The sequence below is a fragment of the Alistipes indistinctus YIT 12060 genome (assembly GCF_025144995.1).
Taxonomy (GTDB): Bacteria; Bacteroidota; Bacteroidia; order Bacteroidales; family Rikenellaceae; genus Alistipes_A; species Alistipes_A indistinctus.
In genome coordinates this window covers 850,772-873,320 of the sequence record NZ_CP102250.1, presented here as the reverse complement: position 1 = coordinate 873,320, position 22,549 = coordinate 850,772, and the positions used below count along the sequence as shown (strand labels likewise).

The 22,549-nt window shown below is 54.8% G+C and carries 16 protein-coding genes; 7 read left to right on the top strand and 9 right to left on the bottom strand.

The window, feature by feature from the left end; all coding sequences use genetic code 11:
* Window positions 1–116: 116 nt before the first annotated feature.
* The gene (locus NQ495_RS03875; RefSeq protein ID WP_040294528.1) at window positions 117–1,409 is read right to left on the bottom strand and encodes a cysteate synthase; all 1,293 of its coding nucleotides are present in this window, start codon (window positions 1,407–1,409) and stop codon (window positions 117–119) included.
* 393 nt (window positions 1,410–1,802) lie between these two features.
* On the opposite strand from NQ495_RS03875, the gene NQ495_RS03870 reads away from it, so the two are divergent.
* From NQ495_RS03870 to NQ495_RS03860, 3 genes are all read left to right on the top strand, one after another.
* Window positions 1,803–3,905 (top strand): RNA degradosome polyphosphate kinase, encoded by a 2,103-nt coding sequence (locus tag NQ495_RS03870; protein WP_040294529.1) that lies wholly within the window; start codon window positions 1,803–1,805, stop codon window positions 3,903–3,905.
* Window positions 3,892–4,797, top strand: coding sequence for a Ppx/GppA phosphatase family protein (locus NQ495_RS03865; protein ID WP_009134268.1), 906 nt, complete (start codon window positions 3,892–3,894; stop codon window positions 4,795–4,797). The genes NQ495_RS03870 and NQ495_RS03865 overlap by 14 nt, the downstream gene beginning before the upstream one ends.
* 231 nt (window positions 4,798–5,028) lie before the next feature.
* A complete protein-coding gene (locus NQ495_RS03860) occupies window positions 5,029–6,330 on the top strand; it encodes an anaerobic C4-dicarboxylate transporter family protein (RefSeq protein WP_009134269.1) in 1,302 nt (433 codons plus the stop codon).
* Between the two features lie 170 nt (window positions 6,331–6,500).
* Here NQ495_RS03860 and NQ495_RS03855 read toward each other — a convergent pair whose 3' ends face one another.
* Complete coding sequence (locus NQ495_RS03855; RefSeq protein ID WP_009134270.1) at window positions 6,501–7,328, bottom strand: potassium channel family protein; 828 nt, start codon at window positions 7,326–7,328, stop codon at window positions 6,501–6,503.
* A gap of 159 nt (window positions 7,329–7,487) precedes the next feature.
* On the bottom strand, window positions 7,488–9,788 hold the full coding sequence (locus tag NQ495_RS03850) for a TonB-dependent receptor plug domain-containing protein (protein WP_009134271.1): 2,301 nt from the start codon (window positions 9,786–9,788) through the stop codon (window positions 7,488–7,490).
* 122 nt (window positions 9,789–9,910) lie between these two features.
* Between NQ495_RS03850 and NQ495_RS03845 the strand changes: the two genes are divergently transcribed.
* The 3 genes from NQ495_RS03845 to NQ495_RS03835 are packed head-to-tail and all read left to right on the top strand — an operon-like array spanning window position 9,911 to window position 13,805.
* On the top strand, window positions 9,911–10,591 hold the full coding sequence (locus tag NQ495_RS03845; protein ID WP_009134272.1) for a glycoside hydrolase family 25 protein: 681 nt from the start codon (window positions 9,911–9,913) through the stop codon (window positions 10,589–10,591).
* Window positions 10,591–12,174, top strand: coding sequence for an L-aspartate oxidase (nadB, locus tag NQ495_RS03840; protein WP_009134273.1), 1,584 nt, complete (start codon window positions 10,591–10,593; stop codon window positions 12,172–12,174). Before NQ495_RS03845 ends, nadB begins: the two co-directional genes overlap by 1 nt.
* Window positions 12,175–12,227: 53 nt before the next feature.
* Window positions 12,228–13,805, top strand: a complete 1,578-nt coding sequence (locus NQ495_RS03835; protein WP_009134274.1) for a peptide chain release factor 3 — start codon at window positions 12,228–12,230, stop codon at window positions 13,803–13,805.
* A gap of 223 nt (window positions 13,806–14,028) precedes the next feature.
* Here NQ495_RS03835 and NQ495_RS03830 read toward each other — a convergent pair whose 3' ends face one another.
* From NQ495_RS03830 to NQ495_RS03805, 6 genes are all read right to left on the bottom strand, one after another.
* On the bottom strand, window positions 14,029–14,577 hold the full coding sequence (locus tag NQ495_RS03830) for a regulatory protein RecX (RefSeq protein WP_009134276.1): 549 nt from the start codon (window positions 14,575–14,577) through the stop codon (window positions 14,029–14,031).
* Window positions 14,565–15,512, bottom strand: a complete 948-nt coding sequence (prmC, locus tag NQ495_RS03825) for a peptide chain release factor N(5)-glutamine methyltransferase (protein WP_009134277.1) — start codon at window positions 15,510–15,512, stop codon at window positions 14,565–14,567. Before prmC ends, NQ495_RS03830 begins: the two co-directional genes overlap by 13 nt.
* A 433-nt stretch (window positions 15,513–15,945) precedes the next feature.
* Window positions 15,946–17,211, bottom strand: coding sequence for a hypothetical protein (locus tag NQ495_RS03820; RefSeq protein ID WP_009134279.1), 1,266 nt, complete (start codon window positions 17,209–17,211; stop codon window positions 15,946–15,948).
* A 509-nt stretch (window positions 17,212–17,720) separates the two neighbouring features.
* Window positions 17,721–18,548, bottom strand: a complete 828-nt coding sequence (locus NQ495_RS03815; RefSeq protein WP_009134280.1) for a hypothetical protein — start codon at window positions 18,546–18,548, stop codon at window positions 17,721–17,723.
* An 86-nt stretch (window positions 18,549–18,634) separates the two neighbouring features.
* Entirely contained in the window at window positions 18,635–19,012 is a 378-nt protein-coding gene (locus NQ495_RS03810) for a hypothetical protein (protein ID WP_009134281.1), read from the bottom strand.
* A gap of 41 nt (window positions 19,013–19,053) precedes the next feature.
* Window positions 19,054–20,343 carry a clostripain-related cysteine peptidase gene (locus NQ495_RS03805; RefSeq protein WP_009134282.1) on the bottom strand — a complete coding sequence of 430 codons (1,290 nt, stop codon included), beginning with the start codon at window positions 20,341–20,343 and terminating at the stop codon, window positions 19,054–19,056.
* Window positions 20,344–20,644: 301 nt separating this feature from the next.
* Here NQ495_RS03805 and NQ495_RS03800 point away from each other — a divergent pair, with 301 nt between their 5' ends.
* Complete coding sequence (locus tag NQ495_RS03800; protein WP_009134283.1) at window positions 20,645–22,405, top strand: helix-turn-helix transcriptional regulator; 1,761 nt, start codon at window positions 20,645–20,647, stop codon at window positions 22,403–22,405.
* The last annotated feature ends 144 nt before the right edge of the window (window positions 22,406–22,549 follow it).

Here is a 22,549-nt window from a genome sequence, read left to right as displayed (position 1 = left end):
GGCCGACAGTTGCTTTTTGGAGTGTAAGGAACCAAAACTTGATATTGATATGGAAACGGCCCGGAGGCATCTCCGGGCCGTTTCCATATTTTACTCTGATTTCGGGAAAGATGCTGTTAAAACAGTGCTGAGACTTTTCGCACTACTTCGTCCGGATCGGGATCGAGGTCGAAAACCAACGAGGGTTTCAGGTAGTGCAGCTCTTTGCCTTGCTGGAAATGTTTTTCACCGCCGCCAGTAATGTTCAGCATGATGATTTTTTCGGGATCGACCTCTCCGGATTTCACTGCTTTGATCAGCGTAGCGAGCGCGATGCCGGGAGCGGAGTAGATGTCCACGCCTTCGGTTTCCTCGAACAGTTTCTTTGCGGCACGGGCCTCTTCGTTCGTGGCTACGAGGATGTCTCCGCCAGTGTCGATCAGTGCATCGAACAGCCCGCCGCCGATCGGGTAGGGGGGCTTGCGGTTCGACAGAACCTTCGCGTCGATCGATTCGGCGTCGATCCGGGCCTGATCGTCGTCGTAAGGGAGCATGGCGCGCGAACGTGCCCGCCAGGCATTGTACATCGGGACGAAAGGCAGGTTTTGCGATACCATCAGTTTCATCTTGTGCGTGCCGAAGCGGCCGTCCTCGATCAGGCGTTGATTCGCTTCCCATGCCGCAATAGCCCCTGTGCCGCTGCCGATCGCCTGGAAGTAATAATCCGGAATGCGGCCGATGAAGGTCGTGGCCGAAAGTACGGTCGTTGCCATGCCGTCGCGGCGTGCGATGTTCTTGGCACCGCCTTCGGCGAGGAATTTATCGGATTTGAGCACCAGGTTGCTCAGGTGGATCGCATCGAAATAGTCGCCGCCTTTACGCGCCGCGATCAGTTTGACACAGTCGTTGAGCGGGGCGTCGAACCAAAGTGCATCGAGGTTGTCTTCCGGTACGCTCAGCAGCAGCGGAATGCGGTTGTCAGAGCAGACGCGCGCGAAAGCGCGGGCCGTATTCCCTGCCGATGCCACTACCAGCACTTTGTGTGCATGGTCTTCGCCGAGGCGTCCGCAAACCGAGTAGGCCTCGGTCTCCTTGAATGAGCAGGTGCTCATGTGGGCGCCGATCTTGGGATAATAGCCGTTGAAGGTGATATAGAGGTTTTTCAGTCCGAGTGCAGCGGCCAGTTTCGAACTTTTGTAAGTAACGGGGGCACACGAGCCTTTCAGCATTCTGCCGACCGGCAGCCATTGCGCGAAGCGGTAAATTCCCATTTCATCTCCGCCGGGCTCGATTTGCCGGGTCGTGTAACGGGCCCGGATCAGCGACGGTGAGCCGCCTTCGGGATCGTCGAGGAGCCAGCCCTCGTCTTCGAAGATTCGGCCGGTGGTTACATTTTGCAGGGAGTACTTCGTCGCGCTGAAATTTTTCATTATCTTAGTAAAAGTGGATTGGGACAAAATTTGCACGAACAAAATTAGCATAATTTTCGGGGTTTCGGGCTGTTGATGTCCTGAGAAAGGCCAATGCTCCAATAAAATACGTCTTTATACTTATAGCCTTTTTTGTGGAGGGTACAGATGTGGAGCCGGTCCTGAAAAGGGATGTTGTGGATTGGCTGTAAATGGTCCGGAGATTGTGAATTTACATTTTGATCATGCGAGTTTCGGTGGTCGGGGATTTATTCCGGCATATCTTTGTTGCCGGAAACGTCTTAGGACAATTATACTTCGTTGAGTCGGCGTTCCGCCGGGCGGGTGTCGCCGGATGGGGCCGGAGCGGTAGGAAACGTCCGTGGGATGGAATGATAATAGCATAACGGGGATATGGCAAAGAAAAAACGTGCGGTGAGAATGCTGGATCGTGACGTGAGCTGGATGTACTTTAACCGCCGCATCCTTCAAGAGGCCCAGCGCGATAACGTGCCGTTGCTCGAACGGTTCACTTTTCTGGGGATCTATTCGAACAATCTCGACGAATTTTACCGTGTGAGGGTTTCGGCGCTCAAACGGGTGGTCGAGTACGAGGAGGAACCGCACGGGGGACAGACGCGCGCCACCGCGCTGCGCGAATTGCGGTTGGTCGAAAAGTTGACGAAAGTTTATCTGCAGGAGTTCGAGGAGACTTTCGAACGGCTTAAAACCCGGTTGAAAGATCAGCATATTTACCTGATCGACGAAACGCAGTTGTCCGATTCGCAGGCCCGTTACATCAAGATGGTGTACCGCAACGACCTGAACAGTTCGACCTATCCACTCATTACCACGCAGGGATCGCGCCTGGGCGACCTGACCGATTCAGGAATCTACCTGGCTGTGAAATTGTTGCGGACAGGACCGCGCAGCGGTAAGACGCTTCGTGACTTCGCGCTGATTGAACTGCCTACGCGCGAGTTCGGACGTTTCATCGTGCTGCCGCCCGAAAGAGGGCGCACCTGCATCATGTTCCTGGACGATGTCGTGCGGTTTTGTCTGCCGTTCATCTTTGCCGGATTGCATTACGACTCTTTCGAGGCTTATACGTTCAAATTTACGCGCGATGCCGAGATCGAGCTCGACAGCGGGATCGGCGTGGGGCTGGTCGAGCAGATCGCGCGAGGCGTGAAAAACCGCAGGAAAGGCGAGCCGGTGCGGTTGGTCTATGACAAGCAGATGCCCCGGGATATGCTGCGCCACATTCGCACGAAACTGCGTATCGACCGTTTCGACACGAGCGATGCCGGGTCGCGGTATCACAACATGAAGGACTTGATAGGATTTCCTTCCGTCGGACGCTCCGATCTGAAATTTCCCCCGCAGCCTCCGGTGCTCACCTCCCCGTTCGAGACCTATGGCAGCGCGTTGGAAGCTGTACGTACGAAGGATCGCTTCCTGCACTATCCCTATCATAGCTTTTCCAACTATATCCGGTTGCTGCGCGAAGCGGCGCTGAGCCGTGACGTGCGGAGCATCAAAACGACCGTTTACCGGCTGGCCAAGGACTCGAAGGTGGTCAAGGCGCTGATCTGTGCCGCCCGGCACGGTAAAGAGGTGACGGTAGTGGTCGAATTGATGGCCCGTTTCGACGAATCTTCGAACATCAGCTGGTCGAAGAAGATGCAGGATGCGGGCATCCATGTCCTGTTCGGCGTCGAGGGATTGAAGGTGCACAGCAAGCTTACCCACATCTCCTCGCCGAAGGGCGATATCGCGTGCATCAGTACGGGCAATTTCCACGAAGGGAATGCGAAACTCTATACCGATACGACACTGTTTACCGCCGACCGCCGCATTACGCGCGAGGTCGATGCGGTGTTCGATTTTATCCGCCACCCGTACCGTCCGGTCGTTTTCAGGCAACTGCTCGTCTCTCCGCAGGGTATGCGTTCCGGGATGGATGAAATGATCGATACGGAGATCGCCCATGCGCAGGCCGGCCGGAAAGCTTATATCCTGTGCAAAGTCAACCACATTACCGACGACAAGATTATCCGCAGGCTGTATGAAGCCTCTGCGGCCGGAGTGCAACTGCGCATGCTGGTACGCGGAAACTGCTCGGTCATTCCGGGTATCCCGGGCCTGAGTGAGAATATCGAGATCAGGGGCATTATCGACCGTTATTTGGAGCATTCGCGTATCTTTATCTTCTGTAACGGAGGCCGCGGCCGCGAACGTTATTTCATTGGCTCGGCCGATTGGATGACCCGCAATCTCGACCACCGGGTCGAGGTTTATGCCCCGGTGCACGATCGTGCGATTCAGGCCGAATTGCGCCGCATAATCGAATATGGCCTGCGGGACAATGTGGCTGCCCGGGTGGTGGACGGTACCGGTGAGAACAGACTTTATGAAAACGATCTGCCGCCTTTCCGTTCGCAAAGCGAGCTGTATCGTTTTTATACCGAACAGGCGAATGAACAGTTAACACAGAGGGAGCATGCTGGAAAGTAAACTCAATTTTGCTGCGATCGATATCGGATCGAATGCCGTACGGTTGCTGATCAAGGGGATACGCCCCGGCGAAACTGTCGATGAAATGACCAAGTGCGTGCTGTTGCGCATCCCCCTGCGATTGGGCGAGGATGCGTTCGGCAACGGCCGGATCTCACAGGAGAAACAGAAGCGGCTGATGCGGACGATCAAATCGTTCCGGTTGCTGATGAAAGTTTTCGATGTAGTCAGTTACCGGGCCTGCGCGACCTCGGCCATGCGCGATGCTTCGAACGGCGGCCGCATTGCCGACCGGATTTACGCGAAAACCGGCATCCGCATCGAAATTATCGACGGTGTGGAAGAGGCGCGGATCGTTTACGACAGCCATATCGGCGACCTGCTCGAAAGCGAAGGGTGTTACATTTATGTCGATGTGGGGGGCGGCAGCACCGAAGTGAGCCTGATTCACGACGGCGAGTTGCATAGCTCCCGTTCTTACGATATCGGCACGGTGCGTATGCTCAGCGGGAAGGTCAGGGAACAGAGCTGGGAGGCGTTGCGCAGCGATATGGACGCGCTCCGCGATGCGTATCCCGGCCTGCAGATCATCGGTTCGGGCGGCAATATCAATAAACTGTACAGCCTGTCCGGGAAAAAATCCGACGGACAGTTGCCGGTAGCGACGCTCCAAAAACTGTACAACCGGCTCAAACTGCTCGATCCGGAGCAGCGCATGGAGCAATTCCGGCTCAATCCCGACCGGGCGGACGTGATCGTCCCTGCGGCTGAGATTTTTCTGACGATCGCCCGGCACGTCGAAGCTGCGACGATCTTCGTACCGACGATCGGGATCATCGACGGATTGACCCACACCCTTTGCGCCGACTATCTCCGGAATCATTCGGCCTGAGTTTCCGTTTCGGATGGCCTGTTTGGTGAAAATCCCGGAAACAGGTGGCGTTCGGGGCCTTTGTGTTTTAACCGTTCCGTTGCGTGGAATGCTTTCGGTTGTTTGTGAGATGCCTTCGTGTTTTCAAAAAAGGGTAGAGGCTGTCAGCTCCCTCTGTTTTATGCCGGTTATTGCCGAAAATGATTACTTTTGTGGGATTTTAATCGTTTCCTACCGCTAACCGCCTCTCCTATGTTGCTGCAATTCTTTTTTGTTTTGGTCGCGATCATCCTCGGTGCACGCCTCGGCGGTATCGGCCTCGGTGTAATGGGAGGCATCGGATTGGGTGTCCTTACTTTCATATTCGGACTGCAACCGACTTCTCCGCCGATCGATGTGATGCTGATGATCGTAGCGGTCATCGCGGCGGCAGGATGTATGCAGGCGGCCGGGGGGCTCGACCTGATGGTACGGCAGGCGGAGAAACTGTTGCGCCGCAATCCTTCCCGGATTACGCTGCTCAGTCCGCTGGTGACTTACCTGTTTACTTTCGTAGCCGGAACCGGCCATGTGGCCTATTCGGTACTGCCGGTGATCGCCGAAGTGGCACGCGAAACGAAGATTCGTCCGGAACGCCCGATGGCCATTGCCGTCATCGCTTCGCAGCAGGCTATTACCGCGAGTCCGATTTCGGCGGCGACGGTTGCGCTGTTGAGCATGCTGACCGGTTACCACCTCTCTTTGCTCGATATCTTGATGATCAGTATACCTTCGACGATCGTAGGGGTGCTGCTCGGCGCACTTTATTCGCTGCGTGTGGGCAGGGATCTCGAAGTGGACCCCGAATACCTGCGCCGGTTGGAAGCGGGAGAGTTCGATGAGGCGGTTAAAGGAGCCGAGGCGCTGAAATCTCCATGGAAAGCGGCCGTGTCGGTGGGTATTTTCGTGTTGGCCACGGTGCTGATCGTGCTGTTCGGTTCCATCGAGGAGCTGCGCCGCAACGGGGATACGATGTTGCAGATGCCGTCGGTGATCGAGATATTGATGTTGTCCGCGGCGGCGTTGATCCTGTTGATTACCCGTACGAACGGGATCAAGGCAGCGCAGGGATCGGTCTTTTCTGCCGGTATGCAGGCGGTGGTGGCGATTTTCGGTATCGCCTGGATGGGCGATACGTTTCTCAACGGCAATATGACCGAACTGCGCGCTTCGATCGAAGGCGTGGTCACCTCTATGCCGTGGCTTTTCGGAATAGCTCTTTTCGTGATGTCGATCCTGCTTTACAGCCAGGCGGCCACCGTGCGGGCTTTGATGCCGCTGGGCATTGCGCTGGGTATTTCACCGTGGATGCTGGTGGCGTTGTTTCCTGCCGTGAACGGTTATTTTTTCATTCCGAATTATCCGACCGTCGTCGCCGCGATCAATTTCGACCGCACCGGTACCACCCGGATCGGCAAATACGTGCTGAATCATTCGTTCATGATGCCGGGGTTGATCGCAACGATCGGGGCCATGTTGACCGGCCTGTTGCTGATCCAGTTTTTGGGACGGTAATTTCTGCTAAAATCTTCGCCAGGAGATTTTTTGATTTTCCCTGCCAGTGTTTCTTGTCTGTATCTCCCCGCCTGTCCACCGGCATTCCGAGTTTAGCTCCCGGTCGTATTTCCTAGCCAACGTTTTTCGGGGATGTTCGACGGGAAATGATCTATCCCGTTTTCCCGATTTTAAGATGCGGCGCTCTCTTCGTCCGGTTCATCCGGATCGGGCGATCCTTCGTGTCCAGCCCGTTCGTGCAGGGCGTTCTGCGCTTTGAAGTGGGATTGGAACTTGGTAGTGATGTAAACCGTGAAGATCGGAAACATCATCATGCCCGATGCGGCCAGTACCACCGTGAGCACTTTGCCCATCGGCGTAACGGCGAATATGTTGGCTCCCACTGTGGTGACGTTCATGAAAGCCCACCACACCGCAGAGCCGTAGTTGGTCACATTGGGGTTCGGTCCGTGTTCCAGCTGGTAGAAGATCAGGGTGGAGAAGTAGATCAGCGCGAGCAGGGTCACGACATACGAAACCAGCAGGTTGGTAACCCGGCTGCGTGTGATCCAACCCACCATCACGGCCAGTCCGTACCCTCCCCGAACCAGCGGCATCAGCTTGAAAATATAGTAGGCCTCTTGCGTAAGCGGCGTCTGGCTGTGGTCGGCGATGTTCAGGTAGGGGATCGAAACGAGCAGGAAGATGAGGTTGTGCCACAGGTAGTGCCATTTCCGTTCGCTGAGGTAGAAACGGAAGAGGAAATCGCTCATGAAGATCAGGCAGACCCACAGTTGAATTTGCAGGTAGGCGTGGTAATAGTTTTGTGCCGCATCGTGGAAGGTTTCGAACGACAGGGCGGCGATGACCAGCACACTGCCCAGCAAGACCAGAATATTTAATCCGTCGCGGATGCCGAGCATTACACGGCTGTGTTTCACGGAATGCCGTGATGCGGGGGAAGGAGGCGGCGATACGGATTGGACGGGAGTGCCGGACGGGGTATTCTGTTGCTTCATAGCTCGGAATGGATTTGATCTGAACTATTTAAACAAAAAACGTGCCTGTACGCGTTCAGAAACATGTAGCTTTTCATCTGGAAAGCCTTGTCGCCTTGCTTCGCGGGGTATGCCGGAACCGCTCGGGAATCCAGGCCCGCTGGAAGCCGGAAAGCAGTTTTACCGCTTCGAGGCGAATGCGTAGCTAATGCGTACGAACATGTTGCGGCGCGGCGTGGTGGCAGAGTTGAAGTTCACCACTTTGGGCCGGTAGTTGCCGATATTGTCGACGCCAAGGGAGAGTCCGAACATGTCCTTGAAGTCGAAATTGACCGCGGCATTACAGATTACATATCCTTGCTGACGGGCCGAATAGGAACCCATCCAGAATTTGAGGTCTTTCATCGAGCCGCTGCCCATGCCGCTCAGGTTGACGATCGGCATGAAGTCCTCATAGGTTTTCGCGCCTACGTAACGCAGCGTGGCGTTGAGGTTGATGCGGCAGCCGGGGCTGGCCGAGAAACTGTAATCGGCCTGGAATGTCGCCGTGTGCGGACTGGGGTAGATATACTGTGTCGATTCCTGAGACGCGTCGTCGATCTGGAACAGGTAGTTGTAATCGGCCCGGACGAACAATCCTTTGCAAATGCGCCAACGGGCGAGCAGTTCGAGCCCTCCCATTTCGCTGCGGCGGACATTCTCGTATTGCAGGATCGTTTTGGTCTCTTCCATGTGGCCGCGCACATCGATCTTGTTGCGGAAGTAGCTGTTGTACAGGGTGGCCGACATGTTGAACCCGCTGGTGGTGAACTCTCCGGCCAGCGACAGGTAGTGGTTCGTTTCCGGCTTGAGGTTTGCGTTGCCCCGGATGTAGGTCTGGCCTTGCATCGGCACCTGGAACTCCATGTAGAGCTCTTTGAGCGACGGGTTGCGGTAGCCGTTGGCGTAATTGCCCCGGATTGTGAACTTGCCGATGTTGTATTTGATCGACGCTTTGGGCGTGACGTGCCAGCCGAAGCGGTTGTTCCAGTCGGCGCGGACTCCTACCGTGAAGCTCAGGGCTTTTTGCGTGCGGATTTCGTCCTGCACGTACAGCGAACCTGTGTTCATGCTTTTCAGGTCGTCGTATCCGAGCGGATTCAGGTCGAAATGCAACTGTTCGTTGATCAACTCGAGCCCTGTGGTGAGCCGGTTGTATTCCCCGGCTTTGAGCGTCCACAGTAGTCGCGGCATGTTGTAGATGTGGTTCTGCTTGGGTAGCGTTACGCCGCTGAGGCTGTCCTGCCGGCGGAAATATTCGTCGCGGATGAAAGAAAGGTAAACCTTGTTGTTCTCGTTGGGCGAGTGCTCCATCAGCGCCTTGACGTTGTACCCCTCGTAGGATTCGAAGGTCCACGGTTTGCTGTTGTTCGACAACGGGTTCTCGTCGAGGATGCTGCCGTTGAAGTCGTAGCGGTGCTTGTTGAAATAGTTGCCGGAAAGTTCGAAACGGAACTTTTCGGAGAGCACATAGTCGAACCGCTGCCCCACGTTGATGTCCCGCCAGCCGCTGACGCTGAGCCCGCGGTCGTCGGGCGGCACGATGACGGTCGTGTCGTTCAGGTTGGTGCTCCCCACCACAAAGACCGGCATGCCCGTGGAAGGATCCATTTCGGGGCGCATGCCGACCACGTTGCCGCCCGGGCCGATCACCGGAACCATCTTCGGGGTCATTTTTTTGAGTTCCCCGGCTGCGTAATGGCGCACCTCGTCTTTGGTGCCGACGAGCTTGTAGGCATCTACGCTGCGGTATGAAAAAGTGGTGAGCGATTTGAGTTTCCCGGTGTTGAAGCCGACCGAGAGGTCCCCTTTTAGGTTGGGTAGGTCGAGTTTATTGCGGTAGGTGTGGATGTCGCGGTCGGTATTCGTGCCCCCGAGCGTTTCGTCCCCGTTTTTCTGATAGGGCGTGCCGTAACGCATCGATGCGTTCACTTCGACGCGTTGCTTGGGCATTTTGGTAATGATGTTCACGATAGCCCCCATCGCGTTCGAGCCGTAAAGCACCGACGAGGCACCGCGCACGATTTCGATCCGTTCGATGTTCGCGATGGGAAGGCGGGCGTAATCGACATTGCCGTACGTCTCTCCGGCCATGCGTTCCCCGTCCACCAGAAACAGGACATAGCGCGCATCGAGCCCCTGGAAAGAGAGCGACGAACCGTAACCCGCCTGATGGAACTCGACGCCTGCCAGTTCGTTTTCGAGCGCCTCCTGGATCGTCGCCACGCCCCGGCTCTCGAGGTCGCGCGCTGTGATGATACGTGTGATGACGGGGGTTTGTTTGAGTGTCAGCGGAGTACGGGTGGCTGTGACCACGACGTCCTGCATTTCGACCGAGAGCGTGTCTTTTCGCGGGACCGCGTCTTCATTTCCCGGAGTACAAAATCCACGGCCGGTTACACCTGACAGGAACAGTACGGTACACAACAACGCCTTTTTCATCTCGCTTCGTTCTGGGGTTCGGTTTGCAAAGCTAACTTTTTTTAATGAAAAAAAGCGGAAAACCTGTGTCTGAAACGGAAAAACCGGAACAGTTTTGTACCTTTGCTGTTCAAAAAACGGATATGCGCATTCCGGATACTTCCCTTAAAATATTGTTGTTGTTGACCGTATCGTTACTGGCAGTCGCGTGTACGCGCACGGCCGACGATTTCGAGGTGTGGGGGCTCGATGTTTCGCGGCACCAGAAAGATGTCGACTGGGAGAAGGTGTTGCAGCATGAACAGCCGCATTTCGTCTTTATCAAGGCCACTGAAGGAACCCTGATCGTCGATCCGACTTATGCGAAGCACCGCGCCGAACTGGAAAGTGCCGGTGTCCTGTGGGGGGCCTATCATTTTTTCGGGCATCGCACGCCCGGCAAGGAGCAGGCGCGTAATTTCATCAAAACGGCCCGGCTCAAAAGGGGCAACATCCTGCCGGTGCTCGACATCGAGTGGCACCGCTTTATGAAGGATCCGAAACGTTCGGCCCGCGAGGCGAAGAATTTCTGCCGCGAGATCAAGCACTATTACGGTGTCAACCCGATCATCTATTGCTCGACCAATTTTTACGAAAAATACCTGGCGGACACCTTTCCCGAAGACGAATACGTACTGTGGATCGCAGATTACCGGGAGTGTCCCACCCTGCGGTGGCAGCTCTGGCAGCACACCGATTCGCACCGGATTCCGGGCATCCCGGGCAAGGTTGACCGCAACGTATTTTCAGGCAGTGCCGAAGAGTTTAAAAAGCTGATATTGTAATGAACATCGAAACGGATTTTCTGGTTATCGGCAGTGGGATAGCCGGTCTCAGTTACGCGCTCAAGGCGGCTGAAGTAGGCAAGGTGGTGATCGTCACCAAAGGCGAAATGAACGAGTGCAACACGGATTACGCCCAGGGAGGGATCGCCTCGGTGATGTACGATCCCGATACGTTCGAGAAACATATCCGGGACACATTGGTTTGCGGTGCGGGGATTTGCGACCGTGCGGCGGTCGAGCAGGTGGTGACCCGTGCGCCGGAGGTGATCAAGCAGCTGATCGCGTGGGGAGTCAAGTTCGACAAGGAAGGCACCGGACGCTATGAACTGGCCCGTGAAGGCGGCCACAGCGAACACCGTATCCTGCACCACAAGGATATCACCGGCCATGAGATCGAGCGGGCGCTGATGCGCAAGGTGAAACGGCACCACAACATAGAGATTCTCGAGCACCATTTTGCCGTCGATATCCTCACGCAGCACCATCTGGGTAAATTGGTCCGGAAGAGTACGCCCGACATTACCTGTTTCGGCGCATATGTCCTGAACCTGAAAAAACACGAAATTTACACGGTACTTTCGAAAATCACCGTGCTGGCTACCGGCGGGGTAGGCAACATCTACCACACGACGACCAATCCTTCAGTGGCTACCGGCGACGGCATCGCGATGGTGCACCGGGCGAAGGGTATCGTCGAAAACATGGAGTTCATCCAGTTTCATCCGACGTCGCTCTATAATCCGGGGGAGCGTCCGTCATTCCTGATCAGCGAGGCGATGCGCGGTTTCGGCGGCATCCTGCGGCTGCAGAACGGCAAGGAGTTCATGCACAAATACCACCCGATGGGCTCGCTCGCGCCGCGCGACGTCGTAGCCCGCGGCATCGACCACGAACTGAAGATTTCGGGCGAGGAGTTCGTGTACCTTGATATTACGCACAAGGATCCCCGCGAGGTGACAGACCATTTCCCGAATATCTACAAGAAATGCCTTTCGGTGGGTATCGACCTGACCAAGGATATGATTCCGGTAGTGCCCGCAGCGCATTATTGCTGCGGCGGCGTGAAAGTCGACCTGAACGGGCAGTCGTCAATCCGGCGGCTGTACGCGTTGGGCGAAACCTCTTCCTCCGGATTGCACGGCGGTAACCGCCTCGCCTCCAACTCGCTGATGGAAGCGGCCGTTTATGCCGACGCTGCGGTACGCCATTCGATCGGCAGGATCGACGGCATAGAACTGCAGCGCGATATCCCGGCGTGGGATTACGAGGGGACGACGATGCCTGAGGAGATGGCGCTCATTACGCAGAATTACAAGGAGATGCAGCAGATTATGAGCAATTATGTGGGTATTGTCCGCTCGAACCTGCGGCTCGAACGTGCCAAACGCCGGCTGGAGATTATCTTCAAGGAGACCGAAGAACTCTATTCGAAGCTGACGCTGAGCCAGGACCTTTGCGAACTGCGCAACATGATCGCCGTGGGCTACCTCATAATCAAGCATGCCGAGGCTTTGCACCAGAGCATCGGACTGCACTATTCGACCGACTATCCGCCCGCGAGGTCGAATGACAACAATGGATAATTTAACCTGAGTCCGGGATTGTCCAAGCGGCCCCGGACGCAGCATTTTACGATATGGACTTACAACAGGAAATCGCGCGTCGGCGCACATTCGCCATCATCAGCCACCCGGATGCGGGTAAAACCACCCTGACCGAGAAACTGCTGCTTTTCGGCGGCGCGATTCACGTGGCCGGAGCCGTCAAGTCGAACAAGATCAAGAAGGGAGCCACTTCTGACTTTATGGAGATCGAGCGGCAGAGGGGTATTTCGGTCGCAACCTCGGTGATGGGTTTCGAGTATAAGGATTGCAAGATCAATATCCTCGATACGCCGGGGCACGAGGATTTTGCCGAAGACACCTACCGCACGCTGACGGCGGTCGATAGCGTGATCATCGTGGTCGACGGTGCGAAAGGTGTCGAAACCCAGACGCGTAAGCTGATGGAGGTTTGCCGTATGCGCAAGACCCCGGTGATGGTTTTCATCAATAAACTCGACCGTCCGTGCAAGGATCCGTTCGACCTGCTCGACGAGATCGAGGCCGAACTGAAGATCAAAGTACGTCCGCTGGCGTGGCCGATCAGCACCGGTCCCACGTTTAAAGGTGTTTACGACCTCTATGCCGATCGGTTGTCGCTGTTTTTCACCGAAGACAAGCAGCGTGCCGAAGGGGTGGAGCTGGACGTTAAACTGGACGATCCGGCCATCGATCAATATATCGCACCTTTTACCAAGCACCTGCGCGACGACCTGGAGCTGGTCGAAGGGGTTTACCCGGAGTTCGATCTGGACAGTTACCGTCGCGGCGAAGTGGCTCCGGTCTTTTTCGGCAGTGCGCTTAACAATTTCGGCGTGCGCGAATTGCTCGACTGTTTCATCCGCATTGCCCCGTCGCCCGGGGTGAGCCATACCGAGCAGCGGGATATCCGCCCCGACGAACCGAAACTGACCGGTTTCATCTTCAAGATTCATGCGAACATGGATCCGAACCACCGTGACCGCATCGCATTCCTGAAAATCTGTTCAGGCGTTTTTGAACGCAATAAGTCCTACTTGCATGTTCCGTCGGGCAAGGGAATGAAATTCGCCGCGCCGACCGCGTTCATGGCTGAGAAAAAATCTGTGATCGACGAAGCTTTCCCCGGTGATATCGTCGGTTTGCACGATACGGGAAACTTCAAGATCGGCGATACGTTCACCGAAGGCGAAAAGCTCCGTTTTACCGGTATTCCCAGTTTCTCGCCCGAATTGTTCCGCTATATCGAAAACGCCGATCCGATGAAATTCAAACAGTTGGCCAAAGGCGTCGACCAGTTGATGGACGAGGGTGTCGCACAGTTGTTTACCAGCAAGATGAACGGCCGCAAGATCATCGGCACGGTGGGCGCGTTACAGTTCGAGGTGATCGAGTACCGTTTGGAACACGAATACGGTGCGAAATGCCGTTACGAACCGATCCAAATCCACAAGGCGTGCTGGATCGAGTCCGACAACCGCGAACAGTTGGAGGATTTCCGTAAGCGCAAGTACAACAATATGGCGTTAGACAAGCGCGGACGCGAGGTATTCCTGGCCGATACTTCCTATGCGCTGTCCCTGGCAATGGAAAAATTTCCCGACATCAAATTCCATTTTACGTCCGAGTTTTAGACGGGGTTTCGTCCGGGGAACGGCACGATGACGCGGCATGAGGATTCCCCCCGGGTGTGTCCGGATTCAGGATGTACGTTTTCCCGGCTTTCTTGGCTTGTACGCCGTCGGCGTTCTTTTTGTCGGCCAGTGCGCAGCATATGTGTTCCCGGTCGATGTTTTCGGGTGTTAATGTGATGATTCCCATGTGATTTTTTGAAACAGTGGCCGGAATCCGTTTCGGCTAAAAGTCGTCGCTGACAGAGTCCGTATGCTGGACCAGTCGTTCGACCAAATCGTTTACCTCGCTGAAATCGAAGCCCAAGCCCGCTCCGTAACGCAGGAGTTTGGTGCGCAGGTCGTAACTGTTTTTAGCTTTGACGGTGCGCATTTTGCGGCGAAGTTGTTCTTCGAGTTTACCGCTCATGTCGTGTGCGTCGAGTTGTGCGACGGCCTCGGCGATGGTCTCCTCGCTGATCTGTTTCGTGCGCAGCCCCGAGCGGATTTTGTAACTGCCCCAGCGGCTCAGCGTCGCTTTTTCACGCACGTAGGCGGCGGCGTAGCGGGTATCGTCGATGAATTTCTGCTCGGTCAGCTTCCGAATAATGCTTTCGTGCGCAGAAGGGTCGACTCCCCAGCGGTAAAGCGCCTTCCGGGCATCCGAGGTGCATTTCTCACTCTTCGCACACAAATTCATCAGCAGCCGGAACGCCTGTTCCGGGGTTTTCGCGGCTTTCTCCCGCCGGGGAAAGGCGGTTTCGTTGCCGGAGATACGTTTCGTCAATTTCGCCATGCACGCACCATCCTTTCCTTATCGAATATGTCCCGGCGCAATTCAGCTCCGGTGTAGCCTTCTGTGTGCAACATTTGCAGCATTTCGGAACCGAATTGTTCGTTGATTTCGAAATAGAGCGCTCCGCCGGGACGCAACAGTGTCTGTCCGTGTTTTGCGATCGCGCGGTAAAATTTTAGCGGATCGTTGTCGGGAACGAACAGGGCGAGCGCCGGCTCGTGATTCAGAACGTTGGGTCGCATCAGGTTCCGTTCCCCGTCGGTGACATACGGAGGGTTGCTGACGACCACGTCGAATGTTCCGGGGGCAAATTCCGGCGGGAGATCCGGTCCTAAAATGTCATGCAGTAGAAAAGCGACCGCCGTATGATTGAACGTGGCGTTTTCCGCAGCGATTGCCAACGCTTCGGCCGAGACGTCGAGAGCCGTTACTTCCGAATGCCGCAGTTCTGCTGCCAGTGATACGGCGATACATCCGCTTCCAGTACCGATGTCGAGCAGGCGGAGCGGAGCGGGCCCAGACGATTCGCGTAGTACATGGGCCGTCCGGTGCGGTTTTGTCAGGTTTCGGCCGGCCGGATATCGTTTTGTCGGGTTTGGACCGGTATGCTCAGCAATGATCCATGCGACCAACTCTTCCGTTTCCGGGCGGGGAATCAGGACTCCTTCACGGACGGTGAAGGGCCTGCCGTAAAATTCGATACGGCCGATGATGTACTGTATGGGGCGTCCTTCCTCTATGTCCCTGATTATTTCTCGCATGCGTATTTCCGTGCTTTCCGGGCACGCAGCATCCGGCTCGACCACGACATCGGTGAACCGCATTTTGAACAGTTCGTCACAGAGCAGGGCCGTGGCGGCACGCGCCTCGTGTCCATCGTACAGGGAGGCTGCGGCGGCGTGGAGCGTATCCCAGAGTTCGCGGCGTGTCGGCATGGTTCGGAGAAACGTTACGTTTCCTGCAAATGTAATGTTTTTCCCGCAGACAAGTGTACGGGTCGATTCGGGAAATGAACCGGACGAGGTTCCGAAAAACATGTGCCTTTCCCCTTCGCAAGGCATTTGATCCGGATATGCGCCCCGGATGCAGCCCCCGGAAAACAGTCGTTCCGGTTCCGCAGAGGGTACCGGAACGACAGACTCATTAAACCATAAACAGTGTGAAACAATGTTGCAACCGAGCCGGGCACCGGAATTTGTCCGGCTCGGTTACGATGCAGCAGAGGGCGGTATGGGACAAGTTATTGGGCAGGATCAGGGTGGCCGCTGCGAGCAGCAGCATGCCGAGCTGTCCGGTGCGCCGTGTTGTGGATGTTATTCGGTTATTGCAATAATCAAGCGTTAAATTCAGGGTGTACAATTAATCCGGTCAGGGAACGAAAGTGAACGGAACGTAGATCGTAGCGTTGATTGTCGGCTGGTCGGCTCCCGGAACGGTATAGGTAACGATCAGTTTGAGCTTGTATTTTTCGCCTGCGTCGGGTTTACCGGCAAAAAAGACAAATTTCAGATAATCCTCTTCCGGGGTAGTGACGGCTTTATTGCCAGCTTCTTTCTGATGCGGATTTTCGAGGCTGATTATCGCCGGAGTCCCGTCTTTTCCGTCCCAGTCGTCGGTAACCTTTGTCCCTATGGACTTAGACACCGGAATCGGGTCGGTATCGGAAAGTTGTTTGAACAGGTCGGCCGTCACGCCGATTTGTGCGAGCGCATTGCCGAACGGTACTTGTATCGTATTGTTTGCCGGCCATTCCGAAAGTTTGAATTCGACCGTGGGTGTGGTATATTCGGTACGGAAAAATGCGATCGGTTTGGAGATCGTGATCTGCTCTCCGCTAACCAGGTCGGTCAGCCACATCTTCACGTCGATCCCTCTGGAGCGCGCATCGGCGTCCGGGAACTGGAACACATAACTGGGTTGCAATTTCCATTCGCGTTTGTCGGGATCGGTCGTCTCGAGCCAGAACATCCCTCGTATCTCGTCCGGAGCATCCACTTTACAGGAATCCACCCGGACGGTGCTCAGGTCGAACATTGTCTCGCTGCCGGACGAGATCGGGCGTGCCTGCAGTGTCACCGGCGTATAAAGATAAGCCGACCCGTCGAGTTTTGCGTACGAGCAGGCCGGGAACAGTTTCATTGCTACCATGTCCGGCGTCAACTTGACCGTTGTGGTGAGGTCGCCCAGATAAGTCGAGGTGATCTGCACCTGCTGGCCGTTGGCATCCTCATATTTGAGCACCAATGCAATCAGCGACGAACTGTAATAAGCGCCCGATTTGACGGAAACCGTTGCGATCCATTCGCCGTCGATCGTTCCTCCCTGTGCGTCCTTGTGCGGCTGTACATCGGTCAGCTCGTATTCCGGAATCGAGGTTCCGTAAGATGAACGGGTGATGTGGGAGGCCGGCACGTCGAGCGAAAGGTTTTCCTTCGTTACGACGAAATTCGACGGATTGACGCGAAACGGTATATCGAACGTTTTACCGTTCTGGACGATATATTCGGGATTGAGGATTACCAGTGCGGTGGGGATCGGTTTCTTCAACGTGTCGATATCGTCTTTCATCTTACTGCATCCGCCGCATAACAACAACATCCCGGCAATTGCACAATAAATCGTACTTTTTTGCATGATATTCAATTTTGATCATTCAATTCATTATCTTATACCGGATCTTTCTGATTACAACATGACCGCGCGTACAGAGTGCGTGACTCCGGCAGGCGTAATCACAGATTCACCTGTTTCCAAACGCAAAGACTGACCGTCAAGCGCAATTTCCGCTTCCACAGTTTCCGCGTTGAACGCGACGTGGCAAAAAACTGTACCCATGCATCGAAAGGTGCGGTGTGTTCGCTCAGTCTCTGTCCTGCGTCGAACAAAAACAACGTAGCATTGCCCGACTCATTCTTCAGTACCTGATACCTCCATCCGCATAATCGATCTGGTTGGCAATGAACATAACGTATGATTTCGAAAACGATTCTTTCATACTATGTCAGTTTATTGAATCCATCGGCAATCTTCCCTATCGCTCGAGCTATGTCCACTGCCGAATTTCCCGGTCAGTGCATCCGTCATCTACGGCAACGGGCAGGCTGTGCCTGCCAAACCTGTTTTCATCCCGGGTAATTCCCAGTTCAGTGTACGGTCACTTTATACGAGAAAACCCCGCGACGAGTTTTATAGGCAATATAAAAATCAGACTCATTGCAAAAAGTGACGCGGAACACTCGTTCCTTCACTCCTTTTATGGAGCCTTCGAGCATGATTAAACCGCTATCGTCGTAAATGCGGTCAATCGTGAGTTCCGATGACATCGTTCCTTGAGCGTAACGCGAATCGGTGTTAACCATGGTTACTGTTTCAACCACGTCAAAACGCCTACCGCTTTTGATAAGTTTTTCCACATCGGACAACCGAGGCATCTGGCTCGAATACGCTACGCCGAACAGAGAAGTTTCAGCAGTCGAGCTTACACCGCTCAGCCAATTGAATTTCGTTCCGTCGCTACGCATCTGCACCATATAAATGACATTCCCACCCAAGATAGCTGACTGCATTTTCATTTTATCTATAGCGCGACGCTTCACGCGTTCCTGATTTGAAAATTCGGTCGTTCCTTTCGCTTTGGAGCTCACGTCATCGAGTTTATACAGCCCTTTCACCTCAGATTCGACCCCCGCTATGGCAACTTGCTGCCATTCCATGGGTGAAGAGAGACGGCGAAATGAAGTGCGGGCGGCAAATTCCTGCACGCGGCCGCTACGAAACACGATTTTACTGATTGCATTCAACGACAAACTGTTATTATGAGACTCGCCGGGATATTGAAACATGGCAGCCGTTTCGGTAACCTCAACGACATTACACGGAATGACCCCTTCGTGGGTATAAATCGTATCCACCTGGGCCGACGCAGTACAGAATCCTGCGAACAAGGCCATAAACATAAAAATAGTCTTCATGGGCATATTGTATTTTGAAAAAAGACGACAGAATCCCTGCCGTCTTTTTTCGTTACACGATGTCAGGTACGTCAGCCATCATTATTTTAACGCGGTAAAATGGTCACGGTTTCGACAAGATCCCCTGTCGATGAACTTGTCAAACGCAAGGTAACGGTTACCGGCTGACCTGAAGTACCGCTTTTCGACTTGAGTTCATCGGCCATCTTATCGAGTACGGATTTAGCCGTTTCGACAGTCATAGCCTGATTGAATACGTTCCCGTTGTAAGTCGTTTCCAGCAAATCAAGCGCTTGATCGACCAAATCAATTTCGCTCTGAGACATGTCGCCCGGGTCGGTTATCGCCGCAGTCAGTTTAAAAAAATAGTATTCCGTCTCCTCTTTGTCATTATTGCAGGAGGAAAATGCAACAATGCTACTGATAGCTACCAGTAATGTCGCCAAAAAAGATTTGATTTTCATAATAAATAGGTTTTAAAGTGGTTGGAAATAAATTATTCGGGTTATGGCGCAGGTGTTGTTTCAGGAGTACCCTGATAGCCGACCAGCAGACCGAATCCGGAGGCATCCGCCCAGCGGTAGGTCTTTTTGAAATACGCGTTCAATTCTGACATTTTGACATCCGACTGCGGGGTGTAACAGGTCAGCCCGCAAAAATCATCCGGATGGAGCCGCATGTCGGGGGGCAATGTCTGGTACACATCACCTGTTAGCACTACGGCATCGGCCAGTGCCTTGCAGAAAGCCTCGTAGTCGGATTGCAGTTCCGGGACTCCTTCGCTTTCCAGCGCAAGTACCTGCCGTAGATCCTGATAGGGCGAATCTTCATATGTATAGGCCCGGTCTTTCAGCTTGTCATAAAACAGTTCAGGATCCGCCGTTACTTTTTCCATCAACGCGCGCGTCGCCGTTGCCAATCCGTCGAGCCGGTCGGTACGTACCGCCGACAGAGTCAGCAGGTCGGCCTCGTCTTCAGGCAGCGTGTTGTAAAAAGCGCAACTGGTCTGGATCAGGTGATAAAAATCGGCGGCAGGCTGTGCGAACATAGCTTCCGTGATGTATTGGAACGGCAGGCTGGCACCGGGCAATGTGGCCGATGAAGCCACGTACATTCCGCATTTGTCTTTCAGCGCATAGGCGGTTTCGACATTGCCCATCAGGCAGGCGTGCATCAGGATAAAGTCGTACTTGATCGGCAGCAATTCGGCCAGGTCGTTCACTTCCACATCGGTTCCGTACCTGTCGCCCCCGGCGATTGCGCGTGTTTGGGGGGTATCATGTTCGTCATCCGTGGGCACCAACTCGTCGGCGAAAGCGGGCCACCAACCCGAACCGTGCGATGCGATCACGAGCCCCTGCGACGGGGCCGGATACATCCGGATCGCGTCTTCGAGTACGCCGCGCATCACCGCTTTGTCGGTCGCGTTCTGCTCCGGATAACTTTTGACCACACGGCTTACGATCGCATCGGTTTGATCCGGGACGATTTCAAGCAGCACAGGATTCGGGAACTGTGTCGTATGGGGCGAAGGGTCGAGGTAAACGAGCAGGTTGCCGTCGATATCGTCGTTCCATCCGGCCTCGAGCCGGTTCAGGTTCGTCCATTGCTCCTGCCACAGGTTCACGTCGCCGATCATGTAGACCAGCACGGTGCGGGCGCGCCCTTCGTGCGGCGCGTCGCCTCCCTGGGATTCGTCGTTTTCTTTGCCGCACGAAAATGCACCGGCGCAAAGCAGCACTGCTGCAGCGCCGCACAGTACTTCCCGGATTCTACGATTACAATAATTTGTCATTAATTGGGAGATTGCAATTAAGATTTTGAGCCGGACATGGAGAATTCGGGAATATAATGTAGACCGGCCGGGATGCACGGCCGACAGCAGAATTGCGCTGTGTATGTACATCGGTGTACAAAGGAACGGAATAAATACCGGGCTTCCGGCGAGACGGAGCACGAATATGTGTCATCCCGGAAAAATCAAGTGTCATCGCGGCAAAATCTGGGCTGTTGCGGATTTCGGCCTGTATTTACAGCCGGGAACATTGTATGGCTGCTGATGTTTGTCTATCTTTGGGGAAACGCTGTGTACATCTATGTTCCGCCTATATTCCGCTCTCCTCTTCCGTATCTTCGCGGTCGCCTTTTCGGCCGTTGCGGCGGGTGTTTGCATTCCGGCTGCGGCACAGCCGGCAGCCGATACGCTTTATACGCTCGATGGGGCGTATGCGCTCGCCGGGAAAAACGGCGCGTTGGCCCGGCAGATACTCGATTCGCTGGAAAGACAACATCCTTCGAAGGGACATGCCGCGATTCCGCGATACAAAATCGTGGCGGCGAGGGCTTTTGTCGCGTCGCGTGACCTGAATCCCCGCCGGGCACTGCTTTACCTGCATTCGATCGCCGACACCGACGAGCTTCGGAATGATCCGGAAACCGATCTTTTCATTACGGCATTGATGTGCAACGAGTACCAGGTGCTGAACCGGCACGACGAGATGCTTCGCAGCATGTTGCTCTACCTGGATAAGGCCCGCAAGTACAAAAACCGGCTACGCGAAGCGGTCGCTCTGTTATACCTGGGGGATACGTACAGTCGGGACGGAGCACATGAAAAAGGATTGCAGCATCTTCGTGCTGCACAGGAAATTTTACGGACTCAAACCGGGAACAAGAAGGTGACCGATTATTTGTTGTGGAGCCGCGAATTGGAAGCCGAGGCCTGTTTCCGGGCCGGAGATTATTCCGGGGCGATCCGCATCACCCGGGACCTGATCGCATGGTACGGTCGCCTCACCCGCCAGCAGCGTGCCGGAACAGAGGTAGAAGAGGATCGGAATTTGAATTTCCGGCAGGCCCAAAACCATATTTCACTCGCACGGCTCTACGCGTTGAACGGCGAAACGGCCCAAGCCGCCGGCGCATATGCCGAGGCGCAGCGGTTGCTGGCGAATACGGACAAAGTGCTGAGTCCGCAAATGCACGAACTGGCTCTCGATTACCTCAAGGCGGCGGGACGTTACCCCGAGGCACTCCGGCGTGCGTGGCAATACCTCGACGAGGCGCGTGTCGGCGATACGGTCAACCTGTTCAACCTTGCGGCCAAACGGCAATTGAGCGATATTTACCGTCATCTGGGCGATTACCCGCATGCATGGAATATGGAACATCAGGCCGCAGTGCTTGCCGACAGCCTTTATGCACGGGCAAACTACGAGACCGCCCTCGAATTGCGGACCGTATACGAAACGACCGAACAGCAGGCGCAGATATTGCGGCAGCAGGTTACGATCTCCCGCATCCGGACGGTTGCAGGGATATTATTAATCGGAATTGTTGCACTCGGTATTATCCTCTGGTTGCTGTGGTGGAACGGTCGCCGGGTCAAGCGGAAAAACCGACAGCTGTTCGAGCAGGTTGCCCAGTTGGGTGAAGTCCGGAAAGAGTTGCACCGTATCCGCCGGGCACTACAGGAACAGGAACCACATCGGCCGGAGGATGGTGATAACCAGTTGTATGCCGCTCTAGATCGGCTGATGCGGGAGCAGGAGCGCTTTAGGGACCCGAACCTGACGCGTGAACAGGTTGCCGCCGAACTGGGCACCAATAAACTTTACCTTTCGAGAGCGATTTCCGAGCATTGTTCGATGACCTTCCTCGAGTATACGAACCATCTGCGGCTCGAGTGTGCGAAAGCGATGCTGCTGTGCGACCACACGACGAAAATCGAGGCGATCGCGGCCTGCTCCGGATTCAATTCTGTGAGGACTTTTTACCGTCTGTTTCAGAAGTATTACCGCCTGACACCGTCCGAATTCCGGAGAGTCGCGTCGTCGTACAAAACCCATCCCTGCTGAATGAAGAGTATAAGAGCGGCTGTTGCAGTTTTTTGTGACGTTCTGCAGGGGTAAACGGGGTTGCCGGATTGTCGAATCACTTTGTCCCGACCCCAATAAAAAAGTGCAATAACTGAATCGTCAGTATATTGCACTTTTCTTACA

Coding starts and splice junctions, on each gene's coding strand:
- NQ495_RS03830 (WP_009134276.1), bottom strand. CDS start 14,577: ATGGCGAAATTGACGAAACGTATCTCCGGCAACGAAACCGCCTTTCCC.
- NQ495_RS03800 (WP_009134283.1), top strand. CDS start 20,645: ATGTTCCGCCTATATTCCGCTCTCCTCTTCCGTATCTTCGCGGTCGCC.
- NQ495_RS03805 (WP_009134282.1), bottom strand. CDS start 20,343: ATGACAAATTATTGTAATCGTAGAATCCGGGAAGTACTGTGCGGCGCT.
- prmC (WP_009134277.1), bottom strand. CDS start 15,512: ATGCCGACACGCCGCGAACTCTGGGATACGCTCCACGCCGCCGCAGCC.
- NQ495_RS03820 (WP_009134279.1), bottom strand. CDS start 17,211: ATGCAAAAAAGTACGATTTATTGTGCAATTGCCGGGATGTTGTTGTTA.
- NQ495_RS03850 (WP_009134271.1), bottom strand. CDS start 9,788: ATGAAAAAGGCGTTGTTGTGTACCGTACTGTTCCTGTCAGGTGTAACC.
- NQ495_RS03865 (WP_009134268.1), top strand. CDS start 3,892: ATGCTGGAAAGTAAACTCAATTTTGCTGCGATCGATATCGGATCGAAT.
- NQ495_RS03810 (WP_009134281.1), bottom strand. CDS start 19,012: ATGAAAATCAAATCTTTTTTGGCGACATTACTGGTAGCTATCAGTAGC.
- NQ495_RS03870 (WP_040294529.1), top strand. CDS start 1,803: ATGGCAAAGAAAAAACGTGCGGTGAGAATGCTGGATCGTGACGTGAGC.
- NQ495_RS03875 (WP_040294528.1), bottom strand. CDS start 1,409: ATGAAAAATTTCAGCGCGACGAAGTACTCCCTGCAAAATGTAACCACC.
- NQ495_RS03860 (WP_009134269.1), top strand. CDS start 5,029: ATGTTGCTGCAATTCTTTTTTGTTTTGGTCGCGATCATCCTCGGTGCA.
- NQ495_RS03815 (WP_009134280.1), bottom strand. CDS start 18,548: ATGAAGACTATTTTTATGTTTATGGCCTTGTTCGCAGGATTCTGTACT.
- nadB (WP_009134273.1), top strand. CDS start 10,591: ATGAACATCGAAACGGATTTTCTGGTTATCGGCAGTGGGATAGCCGGT.
- NQ495_RS03845 (WP_009134272.1), top strand. CDS start 9,911: ATGCGCATTCCGGATACTTCCCTTAAAATATTGTTGTTGTTGACCGTA.
- NQ495_RS03835 (WP_009134274.1), top strand. CDS start 12,228: ATGGACTTACAACAGGAAATCGCGCGTCGGCGCACATTCGCCATCATC.
- NQ495_RS03855 (WP_009134270.1), bottom strand. CDS start 7,328: ATGAAGCAACAGAATACCCCGTCCGGCACTCCCGTCCAATCCGTATCG.